Source organism: Niallia circulans NBRC 13626 (assembly GCF_001591585.1).
Classification (GTDB): domain Bacteria; phylum Bacillota; class Bacilli; order Bacillales; family Cytobacillaceae; genus Niallia; species Niallia circulans.
Genome location: NZ_BCVE01000034.1, coordinates 1 through 17,514 on the forward strand (window position 1 = coordinate 1; position 17,514 = coordinate 17,514).

Below are 17,514 nucleotides of genomic sequence, written 5' to 3' on the forward strand. Positions count from 1 at the left end.
CGCTGAAAAGCATTAATTTGGCATTGGAAACCTGCCAGTTTTAGCTGGAAAACCAAAAGTTAGCTCGGAGTACTCATACCCAAAAGGCCAACAAAGGCAGGTCAAATAGACGCAATAACATATAAAATAGGTTATTTCTAATTAAAGCGGTAATTTCTTGTTCCTTTTTAGAATATAAATTTTTTTAGTAAGAGGAAATCCAATAATAAGGAAGAGAATTCCTATAACAATGAAACCAGTATTTAATAGGATATTAAATACTGGTTTGTCTCTTAGAAAAATGACTTGGAGGCCGGAATAAAGAAAAATTATGGCTAGAATATACCAGATAAAGTTAATTCTTTGATAATGTTCCATTTGGGAATCAATATCTGAATATATAACGAACTTTCCTAAGGCAGCATCTTTTCGAAAATAGTGCCATCTGTTGGCTGATGCGATAGGTTCCACATTTAATGCTAGATTATTATTTTTTGGCGTACTCTCTTTTAGAAATGCGATTCTGTAAATAAAATTACCAGGAATGTAGTCTTCCAATAAATAAAATCGTTTGGAAATTTCTTTAAGCGCATACTCTTTTATACACATTTTATTTAATCATGCTTCTTCTTTTTCAATATTAAAATAGAAATTTTTATAAATACTTCTGTTCACTTTTTTCATCGTATTGTTTCCTCTCTCCGGTTCTGTTTTAGCATTTCATTCTATATCAATAATTATTTAATAATTCACATAATAGTTCATTAATTCTAATAAAAGTATAAATATATTGCAAAAGCTGTTAATGGAATTGTCACATTTTAGTACTATTTTTGAATTGTATTCCAAAAGAAATGAAGTTATAATGTACTTAACTACCATATTAGTATATTAATATGTTTTAAAGGAGGCGATTATTGAAATTATTGAAAATGAATGACATTTAACCCTCCTTTTTATATACTAAAAAAATATAAAAAGGAGAAGAGGGTCCCTCATGTCAAATAATAGTGCGAAAGTATTTGCTTATAACCAATTAAAAGATGAAATTTTAAAATTAAAGCTTATACCTGGTACAAAAATCAGTGAAAAAATTATGTCAGATGAATTGCAGGTTAGTAGAACACCTATTAGAGAAGCATTTATAAGATTAGCGCAAGAGGAGTTATTAACAATTGTTCCGCAGAGTGGTACATTTGTCTCTCTAATTAACCTTAGCCTTGCCGAAGAAGCGCGCTTTGTTCGTGAGATAATTGAGACAAATATCGTTGGTTTATGCTGTGAGAATATGACTGATGAAATTTCCCTGAAGTTAGAAATGAACTTAAAGATGCAAGAAATGTTGGCAAGTAATGAAGTAGGAAAACAGGAAAAGGAAAAATTCTTCGATTTGGATGAAAATTTTCATAAGGAACTTTTTATTTGCTGTGGCAAAGAGCGTACTTGGAAAATGATTCAGGATATGGCTGGCCATTTGAATAGATTTCGCTTATTAAGATTAAAAGACATAAAGGATTTAGACTGGGAAATATTAATTAGTCATCATAAAGAAATTTATGAAGCAATCTTAGGTGGAAATCGGACAAAAGCAGAACAATTAATGTCTGACCATATGAGATTAATGCTTTCTGAAAAAGGCGTTTTATTACAAGAGTTTCCTGAATATTTTTATCCGCAGCAATACTAATGGAAAAAGTATGATGGTGCGACAAAGGAGGAAAACAAAATATGCAAATGACGTTTCGATGGTATGGAGAAGGGAATGACACCATCACTTTAAAACAAATACGCCAAATTCCAGGGGTTAAAGGGATAGTGTGGGCTCTGCATGATGTACCTGTTGGAGAAGTCTGGCCGGTGGAGCGTATTGCGGAAGTAGTAAATCAGGCGAAGCAGTATGGATTTCATACAGATGTTGTTGAAAGCGTTAATATTCACGAGGATATAAAACTAGGATTAAATTCAAGACAGCAATATATTGATGCATATAAAGAAACATTAAAGAATCTTAGTCAATTTGGCGTAAAAGTAGTATGTTATAACTTTATGCCTGTCTTTGATTGGCTGCGTACAGATTTATTTAAAGAAACAGAAGATGGCAGTACGGCGTTGTATTTTGATGCTGCAAAAGTCATTTCTCTTACACCTGAGCAAGTAGTGAAAAATATGGAAGAAAATACAAAAGAGTTAACGCTGCCTGGATGGGAGCCAGAGAGACTAAAAGATTTACAGCACTTATTTTCTTTATATAAAGATGTATCTGAAGTGGATTTGTTCGATAATCTGGTATACTTTCTAGAAGAAATTACTCCTGTTGCAGAGCAATGTGGAATTAAAATGGCTATTCATCCGGATGATCCGCCTTTTTCTATCTTTGGGTTGCCGCGGATTGTCAAAAATAAAGAAGATATCGAACGGATTTTAACTAGCGTAGACAGTCCAGCAAACTGTTTAACTTTTTGCTCTGGTTCACTTGGAGCAAATCCAAGTAATGACTTAGTTGATATTGTGAAAACATTCACTAATAGAATTCCTTTTGCGCATATTAGAAATGTAAAGCACTTTGAAGATGGTAGTTTTATAGAAACTTCTCATCGTGCGGAGGATGGGTCTGTACCTATTACTGAAATTGTAAATGGGTTATATGAAAACGGTTTCGTTGGATATGTTCGACCTGATCATGGGAGACATATTTGGGATGAAGTTTGCAGGCCGGGATATGGGTTATATGATCGTGCGTTAGGGGTAATGTACTTATTAGGCGCATGGGATACTAATAAAATTTTAACAAAAGAGAAAATGCAAAAAATATAAATGGTTTAAAAGATAATAGGAAAAGGAGAGGTTCCTGACACTTTCCTTTTTCCTATTATACTTTCAAATAAATGAAAACGTTTTACCTATATTCGTATTGATAATAAATAGGAGGCGTTAGAAATGGAAAAAAAGCAAAAGGATGTTACGCTTGCAAGGAGTATTGGATACGGCTTAACAGATATGATGGGCGGAGGGGCTTTTACCATTATAGGAGCATGGCTTTTGTTTTTTTATACAAGTTATGCTGGTTTGACGCCAGTTCAAGGTGCTTCTATTATTGCAATTGCTCGTATAGTAGATGCAGTCGTCAGTTTATTTATGGGAAGCTTTTCAGACAACTTTTTAAAATTTAAGTTAGGAAGAAAATTTGGACGGCGAAGATTTTTCTTATTGATTGGTTCACCACTAATGCTTGTATATGTATTACTCTGGACTTCGGGAATGAATTATTTATATTATCTTCTTACTTATTTAGCATTTGAGATTATTGCAGCGATGGTTTTAATTCCATGGGAAACACTCCCTTCTGAAATGACAACGGACTTTAATAAACGAACGAAATTATCAACTGCTAGAATGTTTATCTCAGGACTTGGAACCTTTTTAGCCACATTTATACCTGGGCAGCTCTTTAGTATTTTAGGACAAGATAATTCCCTTGCTTTCTTCATTAATGGTGCCTTTTTTGCAGTTGTTTTTGCTATATGTGTGTATATTTCTTTCCGTTCTACATGGGAACGAGAAGTTTCGCCTGAAGAATTACAACTACTGATAAGTCAGAAGAAAGAACGAAAAAATGGTTTAAAGGTAGTGATACAAATGTTTGTGGACTTTGCTTCCACTTTCAGGGTGAAAAGCTTTCGTAAGCATTTATTAATTTATATTTGTTCGATGACAGCGAAAGATGCTTTTAACGCAGTATTTGTATTCTTTTGTGTATACGCTTTAAATAGTACTTCCACTGTAGCAGCGAATCTACTTTCATTTAGTATTATTGGGCTACCTGGAGCTATTCTATATGGATTTTTAATGATTAAAATTGGACCAGCAAATTTATTTAAAATATCGTATTCTACTATGATTCTGTGTTTATTAGGATATGGGGCGGTTTATTTATATCATCCTAGTAATCTAATCCTCGTATTAGGGGTTATTTCCTTCTTGTATCAAATTGGAAGAAGTATGCTGGAATTCGTTCCTTGGAATGTCTTTCCGTTTATTCCAGATGTAGATGAAATGATTACAACGAAAAGAAGAGAAGGAATCTTTGCTTCTGTAATGACGTTCTTTAGAAAGTCTTCTGTTGCACTTGCGACCTTTTTAGTTGGAGCCATCTTAGAGAAAGGGGGATTTGTACAAGGCTCGGCAACGCAGCCACAGAGTGCTGTTGATACTATAATGTATATCATGATTATTGGGGTAGGTCTTTTGCTTTTTATTTCATTAATTGCAGCATTCACCTTTAAATTAAATAAAGAAACGCATGGAATTCTTGTAGAGGAAATTGAACGTTTAAAGAACAACGGTTTAAAAAAGGATGTAGATCCAAAAACGAAGAAAGTGGTCGAATCCTTAACAGGTTATTCCTATGAAAAGCTTTGGGGTGGAAAGACAGATGAAGATTTAACACAAGTAAAGATTAATTAAGAGGAGGATAACAAAATGAAGACTTTTATGGATAAAGATTTTTTACTGCAGACAGAAACAGCGAAAACATTATTTCATGATTATGCGGCGACCATGCCAATCTATGACTATCATTGTCATTTAGACCCAAAGGAAATTTATGAGAATCGAAGATATGAAAACATTACAGAGCTGTGGCTGGAGGGGGACCATTATAAATGGCGTGCCATGCGTGCTAATGGTATAGATGAATTCTATATAACTGGAGATGCAGACGACTACAGTAAGTTTGAAAAATGGGCTGAGACTGTAGAGAAGTTAATTGGAAATCCACTTTATCATTGGACGCATTTAGAGTTAAAACAATATTTTGGAGTGGAAGCAATTCTAAAACGAACGTCAGCAAAGGAAATATGGGAAACTTGTAATCGCAAAATACAGAGTCCAGACTTTTCAGCAAGAAGCTTAATTGAAAGGTCAAATGTAGCTCTTATTGGTACTACAGATGATCCGATTGATGATTTAGTTTTTCATAAGTTATTACAAGAAGACAAAACTTTTTCAACAACTGTTTTACCAGCATTTCGTCCAGATCATCTAATGGCTATTCAAAGCAATTATTGGGCGGAGTATGTTGAAAAACTAAGCAATCTTACAGGAGTAGAAATTACGAGTTATAGCACTTTGATGGAGGCAATAGATCATAGGATAGATTATTTTCATGAGATTGGCTGCAAATTGTCTGACCATAGTTTAGAAATGGTCGTATATGAATCAGCAACAAGGGAAGAGTTGGATATGATAGTAAAAAAAGCGTTGACTGGTGAGGCTATTACTCTAAAAGAAAATAATCAGTTTTTGACTAGTTTACTTGTCAGCCTTGGTAAAGCATATAGCCAAAGAGGATGGGTGATGCAATATCATATCGGAGCATTAAGAAGTGCCAACTCTCGTTTATTTCAAACAATTGGTGCAAATATAGGCTGTGATTCGATGCAAGATAGTCCTATTGCTATTCCATTAGCGAAATTATTAGATGAGCTGGATCGAGATGGCAGCCTGCCAAAGACCATTCTGTATGGATTAAATCCGAATACTAATGAAGTTTTAGCAACAATGGCTGGAAATTTCCAAGAAGGTGGAATTCCCTCTAAACTACAATTCGGATCTGGCTGGTGGTTTAATGATCATATTGATGGCATGGCAGCACAAATGAAAACACTCGCAAATCAAGGGCTATTATCGAGATTTATTGGAATGCTGACAGATTCGCGCAGTTTTTTATCTTATAGCCGTCATGATTATTTTAGAAGAATTCTATGTAATCTAATAGGGAATTGGGTGGAAAATGGGGAGTACCCAAATGATATGGAATGGCTCAGTCAAATTGTTCAGGATATATCTTACTATAATGCTCAGCGCTATTTTGATTTTCAGTTAAAAATGGATTATTAATTGAAAGAAAATAAATAGGAACTTAAATAAAAAAATTAATTTTTCTAAAAAGAAAGCGTTGACATGTATAACGAGACGTGATAAATTACAGATATCAAATAACAAAACTTAAAAGTTCCGTGAAGGAATGTTACCTTAAGTGGGCATAACCTGAACTGACTAGAAAAACATGCTATTGTTTTGCGTGTATTTTAGTCAGGTCAGGTTTTTTTATTTGTAAAAACCAAATTCCATAGCTGAAGGAAGGGTAAAAAAATGAAATATGAGCAATTAGCAAAAGATATCATTGCGAATGTAGGTGGAAAAGAAAACGTTTCCAGTGTTGTGCACTGTATTACACGTCTCCGCTTTAAGCTTAAAGATGAAAGTAAAGCGAATACAGAAGTCCTAAAAAATATGGATGATGTTGTAACTGTCATGAAAAGCGGCGGTCAATATCAAGTCGTTATCGGCAACCATGTTCCAGATGTATACAAAGCAGTTGTTTCAGTAGGAGGTTTCCAGAGCCAGCAGCCTGTAGAGGAAGAGGAAGGTTCTAAAGGTTCACTTTTCAATCGATTTATCGACATGATTTCAAGTATTTTCACGCCAGTTCTTGGTGTTTTAGCAGCTTCAGGGATGATTAAAGGGTTTAATGCACTATTTCTATCAACAAAATTGTTAACGGAATCATCTGGTACTTATCAAATTTTAAATGCCACAGGTGACGCACTATTTTATTTCTTACCAATCTTCTTAGGATATACTGCGATTAAGAAATTTGGAGGAACACCGTTTATTGGAATGGCGATAGGGGCTGCATTAGTTTATCCAACCTTATCCACTTTAACGACGGGTGATCCATTATATACTTTGTTTGGAGGTACATTATTTGAATCGCCGATCCATGTTACGTTTTTAGGGATACCAGTAATTTTAATGAGTTATTCTTCTTCGGTTATCCCAATTATTTTATCGACATTCTTTGCATCTAAAGTAGAGAAATGGCTAAGAAATGTCATTCCTGATGTAGTGAAAACATTTATTGTGCCATTATTTACATTAGTGATTGTAGTTCCAGTCACATTTCTTGTTATTGGGCCTATTGCAACATGGGCAAGTACATTAATCGGTCAAGGATCTTTATTCTTATATAATTTAAGTCCCGCTATTGCAGGTTTATTGATTGGTGGATTCTGGCAAGTGCTTGTTATTTTCGGTCTTCATTGGGGATTAGTGCCAATTGCTATTAACAATGTAGCGACACTTGGCTATGATACGATTTTATCTCCAGTCTTCGCAGCGTCTTTTGCACAGATCGGGGCAGTTCTTGCAATTTTGATCAAAACAAAAAATCAAAAGTTAAAAACATTGAGTTATCCAGCGTTTATTTCCGGTATCTTTGGTGTAACGGAGCCAGCTATTTACGGAATTACCTTACCTTTAAAGAAACCATTTATTATTAGCTGTATTGGTGCAGGTATTGGTGGTGCTATTGCCGGGTTAACAGATGTAAAGGGTTACATCGTTGGTGGTCTTGGAATTTTTGGTATTCCTTCTTATATTACACCTGAGGGAATCAATATGAACTTATGGGGAGCACTTATTTCCATCATTGTTGGCTTTATCGTAGCGTTCTTATTGACATTGTTCTTTGGCGGCATTAACAAAGGCCAAAATTCAACAGGAAATACTACAGCATCGAACCAAGTAGCAGCAACAAAGGTAGAAAAAGAGGAAGTGTTAAGCCCCCTAAAGGGCGAGGTAAAACCTTTATCAGAAGTTAAAGATGAAGCATTCGCATCTGGTGCACTTGGCCATGGAATTGCTATTGAACCGAGTGAAGGGAAATTATATTCTCCTGCTGATGGGACGGTTTCTGCTTTATTTCCGACGAAACATGCAATTGGGATTACAACAGATACTGGTGCAGATATTTTGATTCATATCGGAATGGATACTGTGCAATTAGAAGGCCAGCATTTTACTGTACACACCACACAAGGTGAGTTAGTGAAAAAAGGACAATTGCTTATTGAATTTGATATAGATGAAATAGCTAATTCCGGCAAGCCTTTAACGACACCAATTGTGATTACAAATTATAGAGAGTTTCATTTAGAGGTAACAGATAAAAAACAGATTCAACAAGGAGATTCTTTATTCCACCTCGAAACTAAGTAAAAATAAGCAAGAATTATGAGAAAGGATGAGACATTATGGCATTTCCAAAAGGTTTTTTATGGGGCGGTGCAATTGCCGCTAATCAAGCAGAAGGAGCCTATTTAGAGGATGGGAAGGGCTTAACTACGGTTGATTTATTGCCAACTGGTAATAAAAGATTTGAAATTATGATGGGCAAGCTTCCTTCTTATCAACCACTGGAAGGGGAATTTTATCCTTCGCATGAAGCGATTGACTTCTATCATCGTTATAAAGAAGATATTGCTCTATTTGCAGAAATGGGATTTAAAGCATTGCGCTTATCGATTTCATGGGCTAGAATTTTTCCAAATGGAGATGACGCTGCTCCAAATGAAGCGGGATTGAAATTTTATGATAATGTTTTCGATGAGCTCTTAAAATATGGAATCGAGCCAGTCGTAACCATTGCTCATTTTGATGTACCAATAAATCTAGTAAAGAATTATGGCAGCTGGAAAAATCGTAAATTAGTCGATTTCTTTGAAAAATATGCAACTACCTTATTTGAGCGATATAAGGATAAAGTGAAATATTGGATGACCTTTAATGAAATCAATATGCTTTTACATTTACCGTTTGTTGGAGCAGGTTTGGTATTTGAAGAAGGAGAAGATAAGCTTCAAGTGAAATATCAAGCAGCCCATCATCAATTGGTTGCTAGCAGCTTAGCGGTAAAAGCTGGGCATGAGATAAATCCTGAGATGAAAATTGGCTGTATGCTGGCGGCCGGTCAAACGTATCCATATTCTTGTAATCCAGATGATGTCTTGGATGCAATGGAAAAGGATAGAGATTCTTTCTTTTTCATAGACGTTCAATCTCGTGGGAAATATCCTGGCTATGCGAAAAGGTTTTTCCGAGATAAGAATTTAAAGATTGAAATGGAAGAACAGGATGAAGCGTTATTAGAGAAATATACCGTTGACTATATAGGCTTTAGTTATTATGCAAGTCGTACGACAAGTACAAATCCAGAGGTCAATAAGCAGACCTCGGGTAATGTGTTTGGTTCTATTGAAAATCCATACTTGGAAAAGTCGGAATGGGGTTGGACGATTGATCCTAAAGGTTTCCGTATCACTGCAAATCAATTGTATGATCGCTATCAAAAGCCGCTATTTGTAGTAGAAAATGGGTTAGGTGCTGTCGATATACCTTCGGAAGATGGAGAGGTAAAGGACGATTATCGGATAGATTATCTACGAAAGCATGTTATAGAAATGTCTGAGGCCATAGAGGATGGTGTAGAAATGATCGGATATACGAGCTGGGGGCCAATTGATATTGTAAGTGCTTCTACTGGTGAAATGAAAAAACGCTATGGTTATATTTATGTAGATAAAGATAACGAAGGGAACGGAACATTAGAGCGATCAAAGAAAAAGAGCTTTGATTGGTATAAAGAGGTTATTGCCTCCAATGGAGAGAATGTATAAAGGGAAATAGGAAAGTTGATTTTTCAGCTTTCCTTCTTTCCTATTTTTAAACCATACTATCACGATCACTTATCCATGATAAGGAAAAAAAGCCATATTAAACTACAGGTGGTCAAATGAAAATAGAAAAAGTATATAACAATAATGTAATTGCTGCATTTAATGAAAAAGACGAAGAATTAGTAGTAATGGGAAGAGGGATAGCTTTTCAAAAGAAGCCTGGTGATTTAGTGGAAGAAGCAAAAATTGAAAAAATATTTGCTTTGAAAAATAATGATATGTCGGAAAAGTTTAAAACACTTTTATATGAAGTACCTGTTGAATATATCGAAATCACAGAGGAAGTCATTAAGATTGCTAGCAGCAGGCTAGGCAGAAAGTTAAATGATAGTTTTTATATCTCTTTAACAGATCATTTGCATTTTGCTGTTCAGAGAATCGAAAAGGGGTTTGAAATTAAGAACGCTTTATTATGGGAAATAAAAAGATTTTATAAGGAAGAGTTTGCTATTGGTTTAGAGACCATTCAACTAATGAAGGAGAAATTAGGCATTGAGCTGCCAGAAGATGAAGCTGGTTTTATTGCGATGCATCTAGTTAATTCAGACCTGAGTCAAGAAATGCCTAATATCGCGAACATCACAAAGGTTATGCAAAATATATTAAATATTGTTAAATACCATTATAAGATGGAATTTGACGAGGACTCTTTAAATTACTTTCGATTTCTTACTCATTTGAAGTTCTTTGCGCAAAGACTCTATAGTAAGACATACATGGATGATGACGATCCATATCTATTCGAAATGGTGAAACATAAGCATAGGGAAGCTTTTATATGTACGGAAAAAATAAATGAATATATTGAAAGTCAATTCAATTATTCTTTAACAGATAATGAAAAGTTATATTTAGCTATTCATATACAAAGAGTTGTTAATCGTTAGTTTCTCCATTAAGAGAATTTAGAGGTTATAGGAGATCAGCTGTCCATAAAAATTTGATGGTTCACATTAACCATCAGTGAGGAGGAAGCACCTCCCGCTGATAGAAGTTTTAATATATTGAAGATAAGTTAATTCATTTAGGCTTTGTTCAAATAAAATGTTGTTTAGAAAGCATGCCATAGAGAAACAAGGAAAGAAAGCATTCATCTTTTTGCCAAAAACATTCATTGAACAAAGCCTTAAATGAAGAAGATATAGAATTTTATATGATAAATGATTACTGTGTAATCGATTGATCTGTAATATCTTTTTCCTCTGCTTGTTCCTCTGTGGTGTCTTCTTGTAATTTCTCGTATTCTTTTCTTACCTCTCCGCAAGTGATGCATATACCACTGTAATAATAATTATATTTATGATATTTTCGTATCTTACAAATAAGGGAACCAAATAACATACATAACAACTCCTTTACCTTTTCCATTCTACCGTACAAGAGAATTTTGTTCGGTTAAATAACCGTTACGAACCTACCAAATTCATGACAAACATGTCTTCTTCATCTTTTTTATGACAAACCTCCAAAAAAACATTACAAATTAGAAGAGAAAAGGTATAGAAAGAATAGAGATATTGAGGAATTGCTAAAAGAGGAAACTTTTTCATGGTTTATATCGTAAAAGGTGTAGTTGTAATACAACTGTAAATGAATATACGTACAATTACCTAGATAATGCTGTAAAATAATAGTTATCGATAGTTGGAAGAAAATGATTGTAAAAAAGGAGAGGTTCTTTGTGGGGGTCATGCTTAGCAAGGGTCAAAAGATAGATTTGACAAAATCACATCCTGGGTTAAGTAAGGTAGTAATTGGTTTAGGGTGGGATATCAATCAACATGGTGCCAACTATGATTTAGATGCGTCAGCTTTTTTGTTGGGCGATAATCATAAAGTATGGAGTGATAATGATTTTATTTTTTATAATAACCCAACTGGTCCTAACGGATCGGTAGTATATAGCGGGGATAACCGGACGGGGCATGGCGGAATGGATGACGAACAAATTCGAGTGAATTTATCCCAAGTACCTGCCGCTATTCAACGCATTGCTTTTACCATTACCATTCATGATGCGTATAATAAAGGACAAAATTTTGGTCAAATATCTAATGCCTATGTCAGAGTTTTTAATGAGGGAGATCAAGTAGAACTTCTTCGTTTTAATCTTGGAAGAGATTATACAATTGAAACTGCTATTGTTGCAGCCGAGTTATACCGTCATCACGGAGAATGGAAATTTAATGCTGTCGGAAGTGGCTTTCAAGGTGGACTAGCTGTCTTATGCCGCAATTTTGGAGTAACAGTTGATGATGAACCGCAAGCACCTGCTTATCCTAATGAATCTATCCAACAAGCTTATCAAGAACCTAATAGGCCTTATTACCAGTCATTTGAAACGCAAACTTATCCGGCTTTTAGCAGCGGGGCTTATCAGCCAAACGGGCAACCTTCTTATTCAACAAATACGCATCCACAAATGTATGGACAAGCTGCTGTCAATGACGCATATTCTAGTGATCATATGCAGTGTATGAGATGTAGAAGTACCAATGTCCGTACCGGTGAAAAAGGCTTTGGGATTGGCAAAGCGGCAATTGGTGGATTGATTTTAGGACCTGTCGGTTTATTAGGTGGATTTATTGGAAAAGGACAGCTGAAAATAACATGCAATAGTTGTGGCTATAGTTGGTCTCCATCTCAGACGGATTATGCAGAATGGGGAAGGCAGCAGAAACAAAGAGCTAGAGATATCTTTATGCGCTATAAAAATCCAGAAGTATTAGACGCTGTTGTTGCTGCATGTGCATTAGTAGGTATGGCTGACGGAAGATTGGACCATACGGAAGAACAAAAAATGATGGAGTTTATCCATCAAAGTGAGGAATTACGTGTTTTTGATACAAATAAAGTAATTCAGCAATTTAATTACTTTGTCCGAAAAATAGAATACGATCAAATTATTGGTAGAGCCGAAAGCTTTCGCGCACTAGGAAAAGTTCGCTCAAAGCCAGAGATTGCTAGACTTGTAGCTCGGTATTGTATTGCGATTGGATATGCAGATGGTCATTTTGATCAAAGGGAAAAACAAGTGGTGACGGAAATTTGTCGAGAATTAGGTTTAAACCCACAGGAATTTTTATCTTAAAAAATGGCAATGCTTGATATAGAAGCTAGATGAATAAGAATGGATTGGTTACTAGTAAGAAAAATGATTACTTAGTTGAAAGATAGTGTCGTAACAATGCAACTAAAACTAGCAATTTACTAGAATGCAACAGGAGGAGAAGAATGGCAGGAAATCATAGTTTGGTAATTAACAGAATAATCGGTAATATCGAAAAGGTGATGATTGGGAAAAGGGATGTAGCAGAACTGAGTTTAATTGCTTTGCTTGCCCAAGGACATGTTTTATTAGAAGATGTTCCAGGAGTTGGGAAAACAATGATGGTGCGAGCTTTAGCGAAATCAGTAGGTGCTAATTTTCGTAGAATTCAATTCACTCCAGACCTCTTACCTTCTGATGTAACGGGAGTGTCTATTTATAACCCGAAAGAGCTAGAATTTCAATTTGTGCCAGGACCAATTATGGGGAATATTATTCTAGCTGATGAAATAAATCGAACATCACCAAAGACTCAGTCAGCTCTTTTGGAAGCGATGGAAGAAAGTAGTGTAACGATTGATGGCGTGACACATCATTTACAAAAGCCATTCTTTGTTATGGCAACCCAGAACCCAATTGAATATGAAGGAACCTATCCTCTTCCAGAAGCACAGCTAGATCGTTTCTTATTGAAAATGAATATGGGATATCCAACCGTAGAAGAAGAAATAGAAGTGCTGACTAGAGTCCAAGTAGCAGCGCCAATTGAAAAATTAGAGTCAGTTGTAAGCTTAGATGAGTTACTTACTCTTCAAGATGAAGTAAGACAAGTGTATGTGGATGAAACGATTAAAAAATACATTGTGGAGCTCGCAACAGCAACTAGAGAAAATGCGAGTATTTATCTAGGAGTCAGTCCGAGGGGTTCCATTGCATTAATGAGAGCATCCCAAAGCTATGCCTTTATTCAAGGAAGAGATTATGTCATCCCAGATGATGTGCAATTCTTAGTAAAAGCTGTTTTTGCTCATCGAATGATTTTAAAATCAGAAACAAAGTTCGATGGGATAACAGCAGAAGAAATTATTAATCGAATTATCGGGCAAGTGCCAGTACCAGTACAAAGGTTAGTGAAGTAATGAAAAGATTTTTGCATAAATTAAATCGGGTTTGGAAATTAATTTTGCTATTTTTACTAATAGTGATGGTATTTTCCTATGCTATGTTTCAAGGTGGGTTTGTAAGCTGGTTTTTATTTTATAGTTTTTTACCATTTGCTTTATATGGTCTTTTAATTGCAGTCTATCCAATGCGGGATTGGCAAGTAAAAAGAAAAATTTTGAAATATGAATATAGGGCGAAAGAAGAAATGCATGTAGAAATTGAATTAACGAGAAACTCGTTTTTTCCTGTTTTTTATATGGTGGTGAGAGATTCATTTAATTCCACAATGGGGCAAAAAATAGAAGAAAAGAGAATGTTAATGCCTGGATTAAAGCGGAGACTCCGCTTTAATTATACGGTGAAGGAGTTGCCAAGAGGAGAGCATGTATTTGATCAAATCTTTCTCCAATTGGGTGACCCTTTAGGTCTGATTGAGAAGGAGAAGGTCTATATTCAAGTAGAACGGATTCTAGTGTATCCTCCTATTGAAGAAATGATATACAAACCGCTGGAAAATCACTATGAGCAAGGAATGACTTCATCGAAGGAGCGAGTGCAGCGAGATACGACAATGGCAGTTGGTGTGAGAGAGTATCAGCCAGGTGACCGCTTTTCATGGATTAACTGGAAAGCAAGTGCAAGGCGCAACAATATGATGACAAAGGAATTTGAACAAAAACAGTCGCATGACATTATGATTGTGATGGATTGCCAAGAAAATAAAAGATTTGAAACGACAGTGTCTTTCACTGCTTCTATCCTTCGAGCTATTTTAAAAAAAGGTGCGCAAGTAGGCTTATTATCGGTAGATACGGAGCGTAAGATTTTTCCAATAAGGGGAGGGGAAAGTCACCAACAATACCTGCTCTATCATTTAGCAAAAGTACGTGCTACAAAGGAAATCACATTAGCAGAGGTTGTAGATTATGAAAGTAGTCAATTGCCTCCACAGGCCACAATCATGTTAATTACTTCCCAAGTAACAAGAGAACTTATAGATAAAGCTGGGTGGTTGGCAAGTAAAAGATATAATATCGTGATGTTTGCCATCACTGGACAAAAGGAAGGTTTATCTAGTGAAGAAAGAACATTAAGTGCTTTTGCTGGAAAAAAAGGCATTCAAATCATTCCTGTTTCTGAGGGGAGATTTAAAGAAGCTTTTGGAGAGGGGGTGGCATAAATGGGAACGCCCTATAGCAAAAAACATATCACAATTGCTAATTTTTTATTATACATTTTAGGTTTCTTACTAATTTGTGAATGGCTCGGACCATTAGAAGAATTAACGAATACAGAGAATGTGATTGTCTTTCACTTATTTCTTGCGTTATCTTTATTGTTAGCCTTTTCCCGGACACCAAGCTGGGTAAGCGGCACATTGAAGACTGTTTATATTATATTTATTCTTCAATATTTATATTATGAGGAATCATTTTTTACTTTCCAATGGATTCAACCTTTTGCAGCCGAATTTATCGATAATTTAGCATTGGTATTTAATACAAAGTGGCCGGAAATGACGAATATGTTTAAAAGCAGTCTCTGTTTCATTTTATTATGGCTGATGGCGTATTTAATTGATTATTGGCTAATTAAGCGAAGAAAGATTTTTACATTCTTTTTGCTGACAATTATTTATATTACCGTATTAGATACTTTTACGATTTATAGTGCTGATTTGGCAATTATTCGTACGGTAATCATAGGTTTTACAGCAATGGGCATGTTAACATTTTTTCGATTAAGTGATAAAGAAGGATCTGGAAATACTAACAGTTCGATCGTAAAATGGATGATTCCTTTACTTCTATTCGTAATAGGAAGTGCTGGAATTGGCTATTTATCACCAAAGGCAGATCCTATTTGGCCAGACCCTGTTCCTTTTATCCAGACAATGGGGGATAAAGGAGGAGTAGAGGATGGAGATATTCCAGGAAGCGGTATTCATAGAGTTGGTTATAGTGTTGATGATTCAAGATTAGGGGGAGACTTTATTGGTGATTCTTCCTTGGTCTTTGTTGCGGAGGTAGAAAAGCCTCATTATTGGAAAGTAGAAACGAAAGATACTTATACAGGAAAAGGCTGGGTCCAATCAGAGGAATCCTTAAAATTAAATCGGGACAACTTTGAAGTATTAGATCAAGGTGGCGCAATTCCTTTTGTCTCTTTTGTAGAAGGGGAAAATGTGAAGCGGACAGAGTCTGAAAGCACTGTGCAATTTACGAATGGCTTTTCTTATTTACTATATCCATTAGGAGTAAAAGAAGTGTCTGCTGCTAATTCGTTCATGGAAATTGAAAGTGGGAATGAACGTGGCGTTTTTAATGGATATGTAGAAAGTTACTCGGTAAAATATGATGTGCCGGAATACAGTCTAAATGCGTTAACAACAGCTGATATGGAAGACTTTATAAGAAATAATCCAGATATGGTGAATCGCTACCTTCAGCTTCCCGATTCATTACCGCAAAGAGTGAAAGACCTTGCTGCTGATATAACGAAAAATGATGAAAATGTATTTGCAAAGGTACGTGCGATAGAAACCTATTTCTCATCTAATGGTTTTACTTATAGTCAAAATAATGTGGCAGTCCCGAATGAGAAAGAGGATTATGTGGACCAATTCTTATTTGAAACAAAGCTGGGTTATTGTGATAACTATTCGACTTCTATGGTTACCTTGCTGCGTTCTATTGGGATTCCCTCAAGATGGGTTAAAGGTTTTACAGAGGGAGAATTTGTAGAAGTGGACGGGGATATTCGCCGCTATGAAGTTACAAATAATAATGCACATTCTTGGGTAGAGGTTTATTTTCCAGATGTAGGCTGGGTTGCTTTTGAGCCAACGCAAGGATTCTCTAATGCGAATACGTATATAAATGATGTGGAGAGCAATCAAAATACTGGGAATACTGAAACGCAAACGCCGGAGCAACAGGAACGACAGCCAGAAACCCCAGAAAATAAACCAGAAAATCCAGAGCAAACAATGGAGAAAACATCACCATCTACAGATGGGCAGAAGAATTACACAACTATTGTTAAAGACAATTGGCAGTGGGTCACTACGGTTCTAGTAATCATTATTACAGCAGGATTAGCAGCTTATAAATTTCGCTATAAATGGCTTCCTTATTATTATATTTGGAAATTCCGAAACACAACGGAGGAAACTAACTTTCCGAAGGCTTATATGGTGCTGCTGCATCTACTAGAGATAGCTGGACTCCGCAAGAAGGAAGAAATTACCTTAAGAGAGTATGCGAAGCAAATAGATCACATTTATTCAAGCAAAGAAATGAGCCAATTGACTGCTAAATATGAGGAATATCTGTATAAAGGTCATATGCAAAAAGAGACTTGGGAAGATATGAGAGAATTGTGGGAAAATTTAATTAAAAAAACAACAGCTTGACCATCGATTCGACATGTTGTTACAATATTCACATCTATATATAATTCCTTCATATATCCTCGATGATATGGTTCGAGAGTCTCTACCGGGTCGCCTTAAATGATCTGACTATGAAGGCAGATAAGTCTTTGGATTATTTAGCTTATATGAAGAAACCAAAAAGACTAGAATTCTGCCTTCGTTTTTATTTGAGGCGGATTCTAGTCTTTTTTTGTGGTTACATTATAAAAGTTGGTTGATTGAATTCAAATCAGCACTTTTGTAAAAAAACAGAATCTAATTTAGAGAAAAGATAAGCATGAATAATGAAGGTATTTGGAAATAGTAAG

Annotated in this window: 13 protein-coding genes and 1 riboswitch; of the genes, 11 read left to right on the forward strand and 2 right to left on the reverse strand. The window is 35.5% G+C overall.

Going from position 1 to position 17,514, the window contains the following annotated elements; genetic code table 11:
* Window positions 1–141 precede the first annotated feature (141 nt).
* A complete protein-coding gene (locus BCI01S_RS26415) occupies window positions 142–588 on the reverse strand; it encodes a DUF2812 domain-containing protein (RefSeq protein ID WP_047943371.1) in 447 nt (148 codons plus the stop codon).
* 388 nt (window positions 589–976) lie between these two features.
* Between BCI01S_RS26415 and BCI01S_RS23385 the strand changes: the two genes are divergently transcribed.
* The 7 genes from BCI01S_RS23385 to licT all read left to right on the forward strand — a co-directional run bounded on the left by BCI01S_RS23385 (window position 977) and on the right by licT (window position 10,444).
* Window positions 977–1,666: a GntR family transcriptional regulator gene (locus BCI01S_RS23385; RefSeq protein WP_047943372.1), complete on the forward strand. Its 690-nt coding sequence runs from the start codon at window positions 977–979 to the stop codon at window positions 1,664–1,666.
* A 41-nt stretch (window positions 1,667–1,707) separates the two neighbouring features.
* On the forward strand, window positions 1,708–2,793 hold the full coding sequence (gene uxuA, locus BCI01S_RS23390) for a mannonate dehydratase (RefSeq protein ID WP_047943373.1): 1,086 nt from the start codon (window positions 1,708–1,710) through the stop codon (window positions 2,791–2,793).
* A gap of 123 nt (window positions 2,794–2,916) precedes the next feature.
* Window positions 2,917–4,443 carry an MFS transporter gene (locus BCI01S_RS23395; protein ID WP_047943374.1) on the forward strand — a complete coding sequence of 509 codons (1,527 nt, stop codon included), beginning with the start codon at window positions 2,917–2,919 and terminating at the stop codon, window positions 4,441–4,443.
* Between the two features lie 15 nt (window positions 4,444–4,458).
* Window positions 4,459–5,877: a glucuronate isomerase gene (gene uxaC / locus BCI01S_RS23400; protein WP_047943375.1), complete on the forward strand. Its 1,419-nt coding sequence runs from the start codon at window positions 4,459–4,461 to the stop codon at window positions 5,875–5,877.
* A gap of 255 nt (window positions 5,878–6,132) precedes the next feature.
* A complete protein-coding gene (locus BCI01S_RS23405; RefSeq protein ID WP_047943376.1) occupies window positions 6,133–8,040 on the forward strand; it encodes a beta-glucoside-specific PTS transporter subunit IIABC in 1,908 nt (635 codons plus the stop codon).
* A gap of 35 nt (window positions 8,041–8,075) precedes the next feature.
* A complete protein-coding gene (locus BCI01S_RS23410; protein WP_047943377.1) occupies window positions 8,076–9,497 on the forward strand; it encodes a 6-phospho-beta-glucosidase in 1,422 nt (473 codons plus the stop codon).
* 116 nt (window positions 9,498–9,613) lie between these two features.
* The gene (gene licT, locus BCI01S_RS23415; RefSeq protein WP_047943378.1) at window positions 9,614–10,444 is read left to right on the forward strand and encodes a BglG family transcription antiterminator LicT; all 831 of its coding nucleotides are present in this window, start codon (window positions 9,614–9,616) and stop codon (window positions 10,442–10,444) included.
* 277 nt (window positions 10,445–10,721) lie between these two features.
* Here licT and BCI01S_RS25520 read toward each other — a convergent pair whose 3' ends face one another.
* Window positions 10,722–10,898: a hypothetical protein gene (locus BCI01S_RS25520; protein WP_156485495.1), complete on the reverse strand. Its 177-nt coding sequence runs from the start codon at window positions 10,896–10,898 to the stop codon at window positions 10,722–10,724.
* Between the two features lie 340 nt (window positions 10,899–11,238).
* On the opposite strand from BCI01S_RS25520, the gene BCI01S_RS23420 reads away from it, so the two are divergent.
* From BCI01S_RS23420 to BCI01S_RS23435, 4 genes are all read left to right on the forward strand, one after another.
* Window positions 11,239–12,648, forward strand: a complete 1,410-nt coding sequence (locus BCI01S_RS23420) for a TerD family protein (protein ID WP_047943379.1) — start codon at window positions 11,239–11,241, stop codon at window positions 12,646–12,648.
* Window positions 12,649–12,791: 143 nt separating this feature from the next.
* On the forward strand, window positions 12,792–13,745 hold the full coding sequence (locus tag BCI01S_RS23425) for an AAA family ATPase (protein WP_047943380.1): 954 nt from the start codon (window positions 12,792–12,794) through the stop codon (window positions 13,743–13,745).
* A complete protein-coding gene (locus BCI01S_RS23430; protein ID WP_047943381.1) occupies window positions 13,745–14,950 on the forward strand; it encodes a DUF58 domain-containing protein in 1,206 nt (401 codons plus the stop codon). Before BCI01S_RS23425 ends, BCI01S_RS23430 begins: the two co-directional genes overlap by 1 nt.
* The gene (locus BCI01S_RS23435) at window positions 14,951–17,185 is read left to right on the forward strand and encodes a transglutaminase TgpA family protein (protein WP_061801240.1); all 2,235 of its coding nucleotides are present in this window, start codon (window positions 14,951–14,953) and stop codon (window positions 17,183–17,185) included. It abuts the gene before it with no gap.
* Between the two features lie 29 nt (window positions 17,186–17,214).
* Window positions 17,215–17,316: riboswitch (purine riboswitch) on the forward strand.
* The last annotated feature ends 198 nt before the right edge of the window (window positions 17,317–17,514 follow it).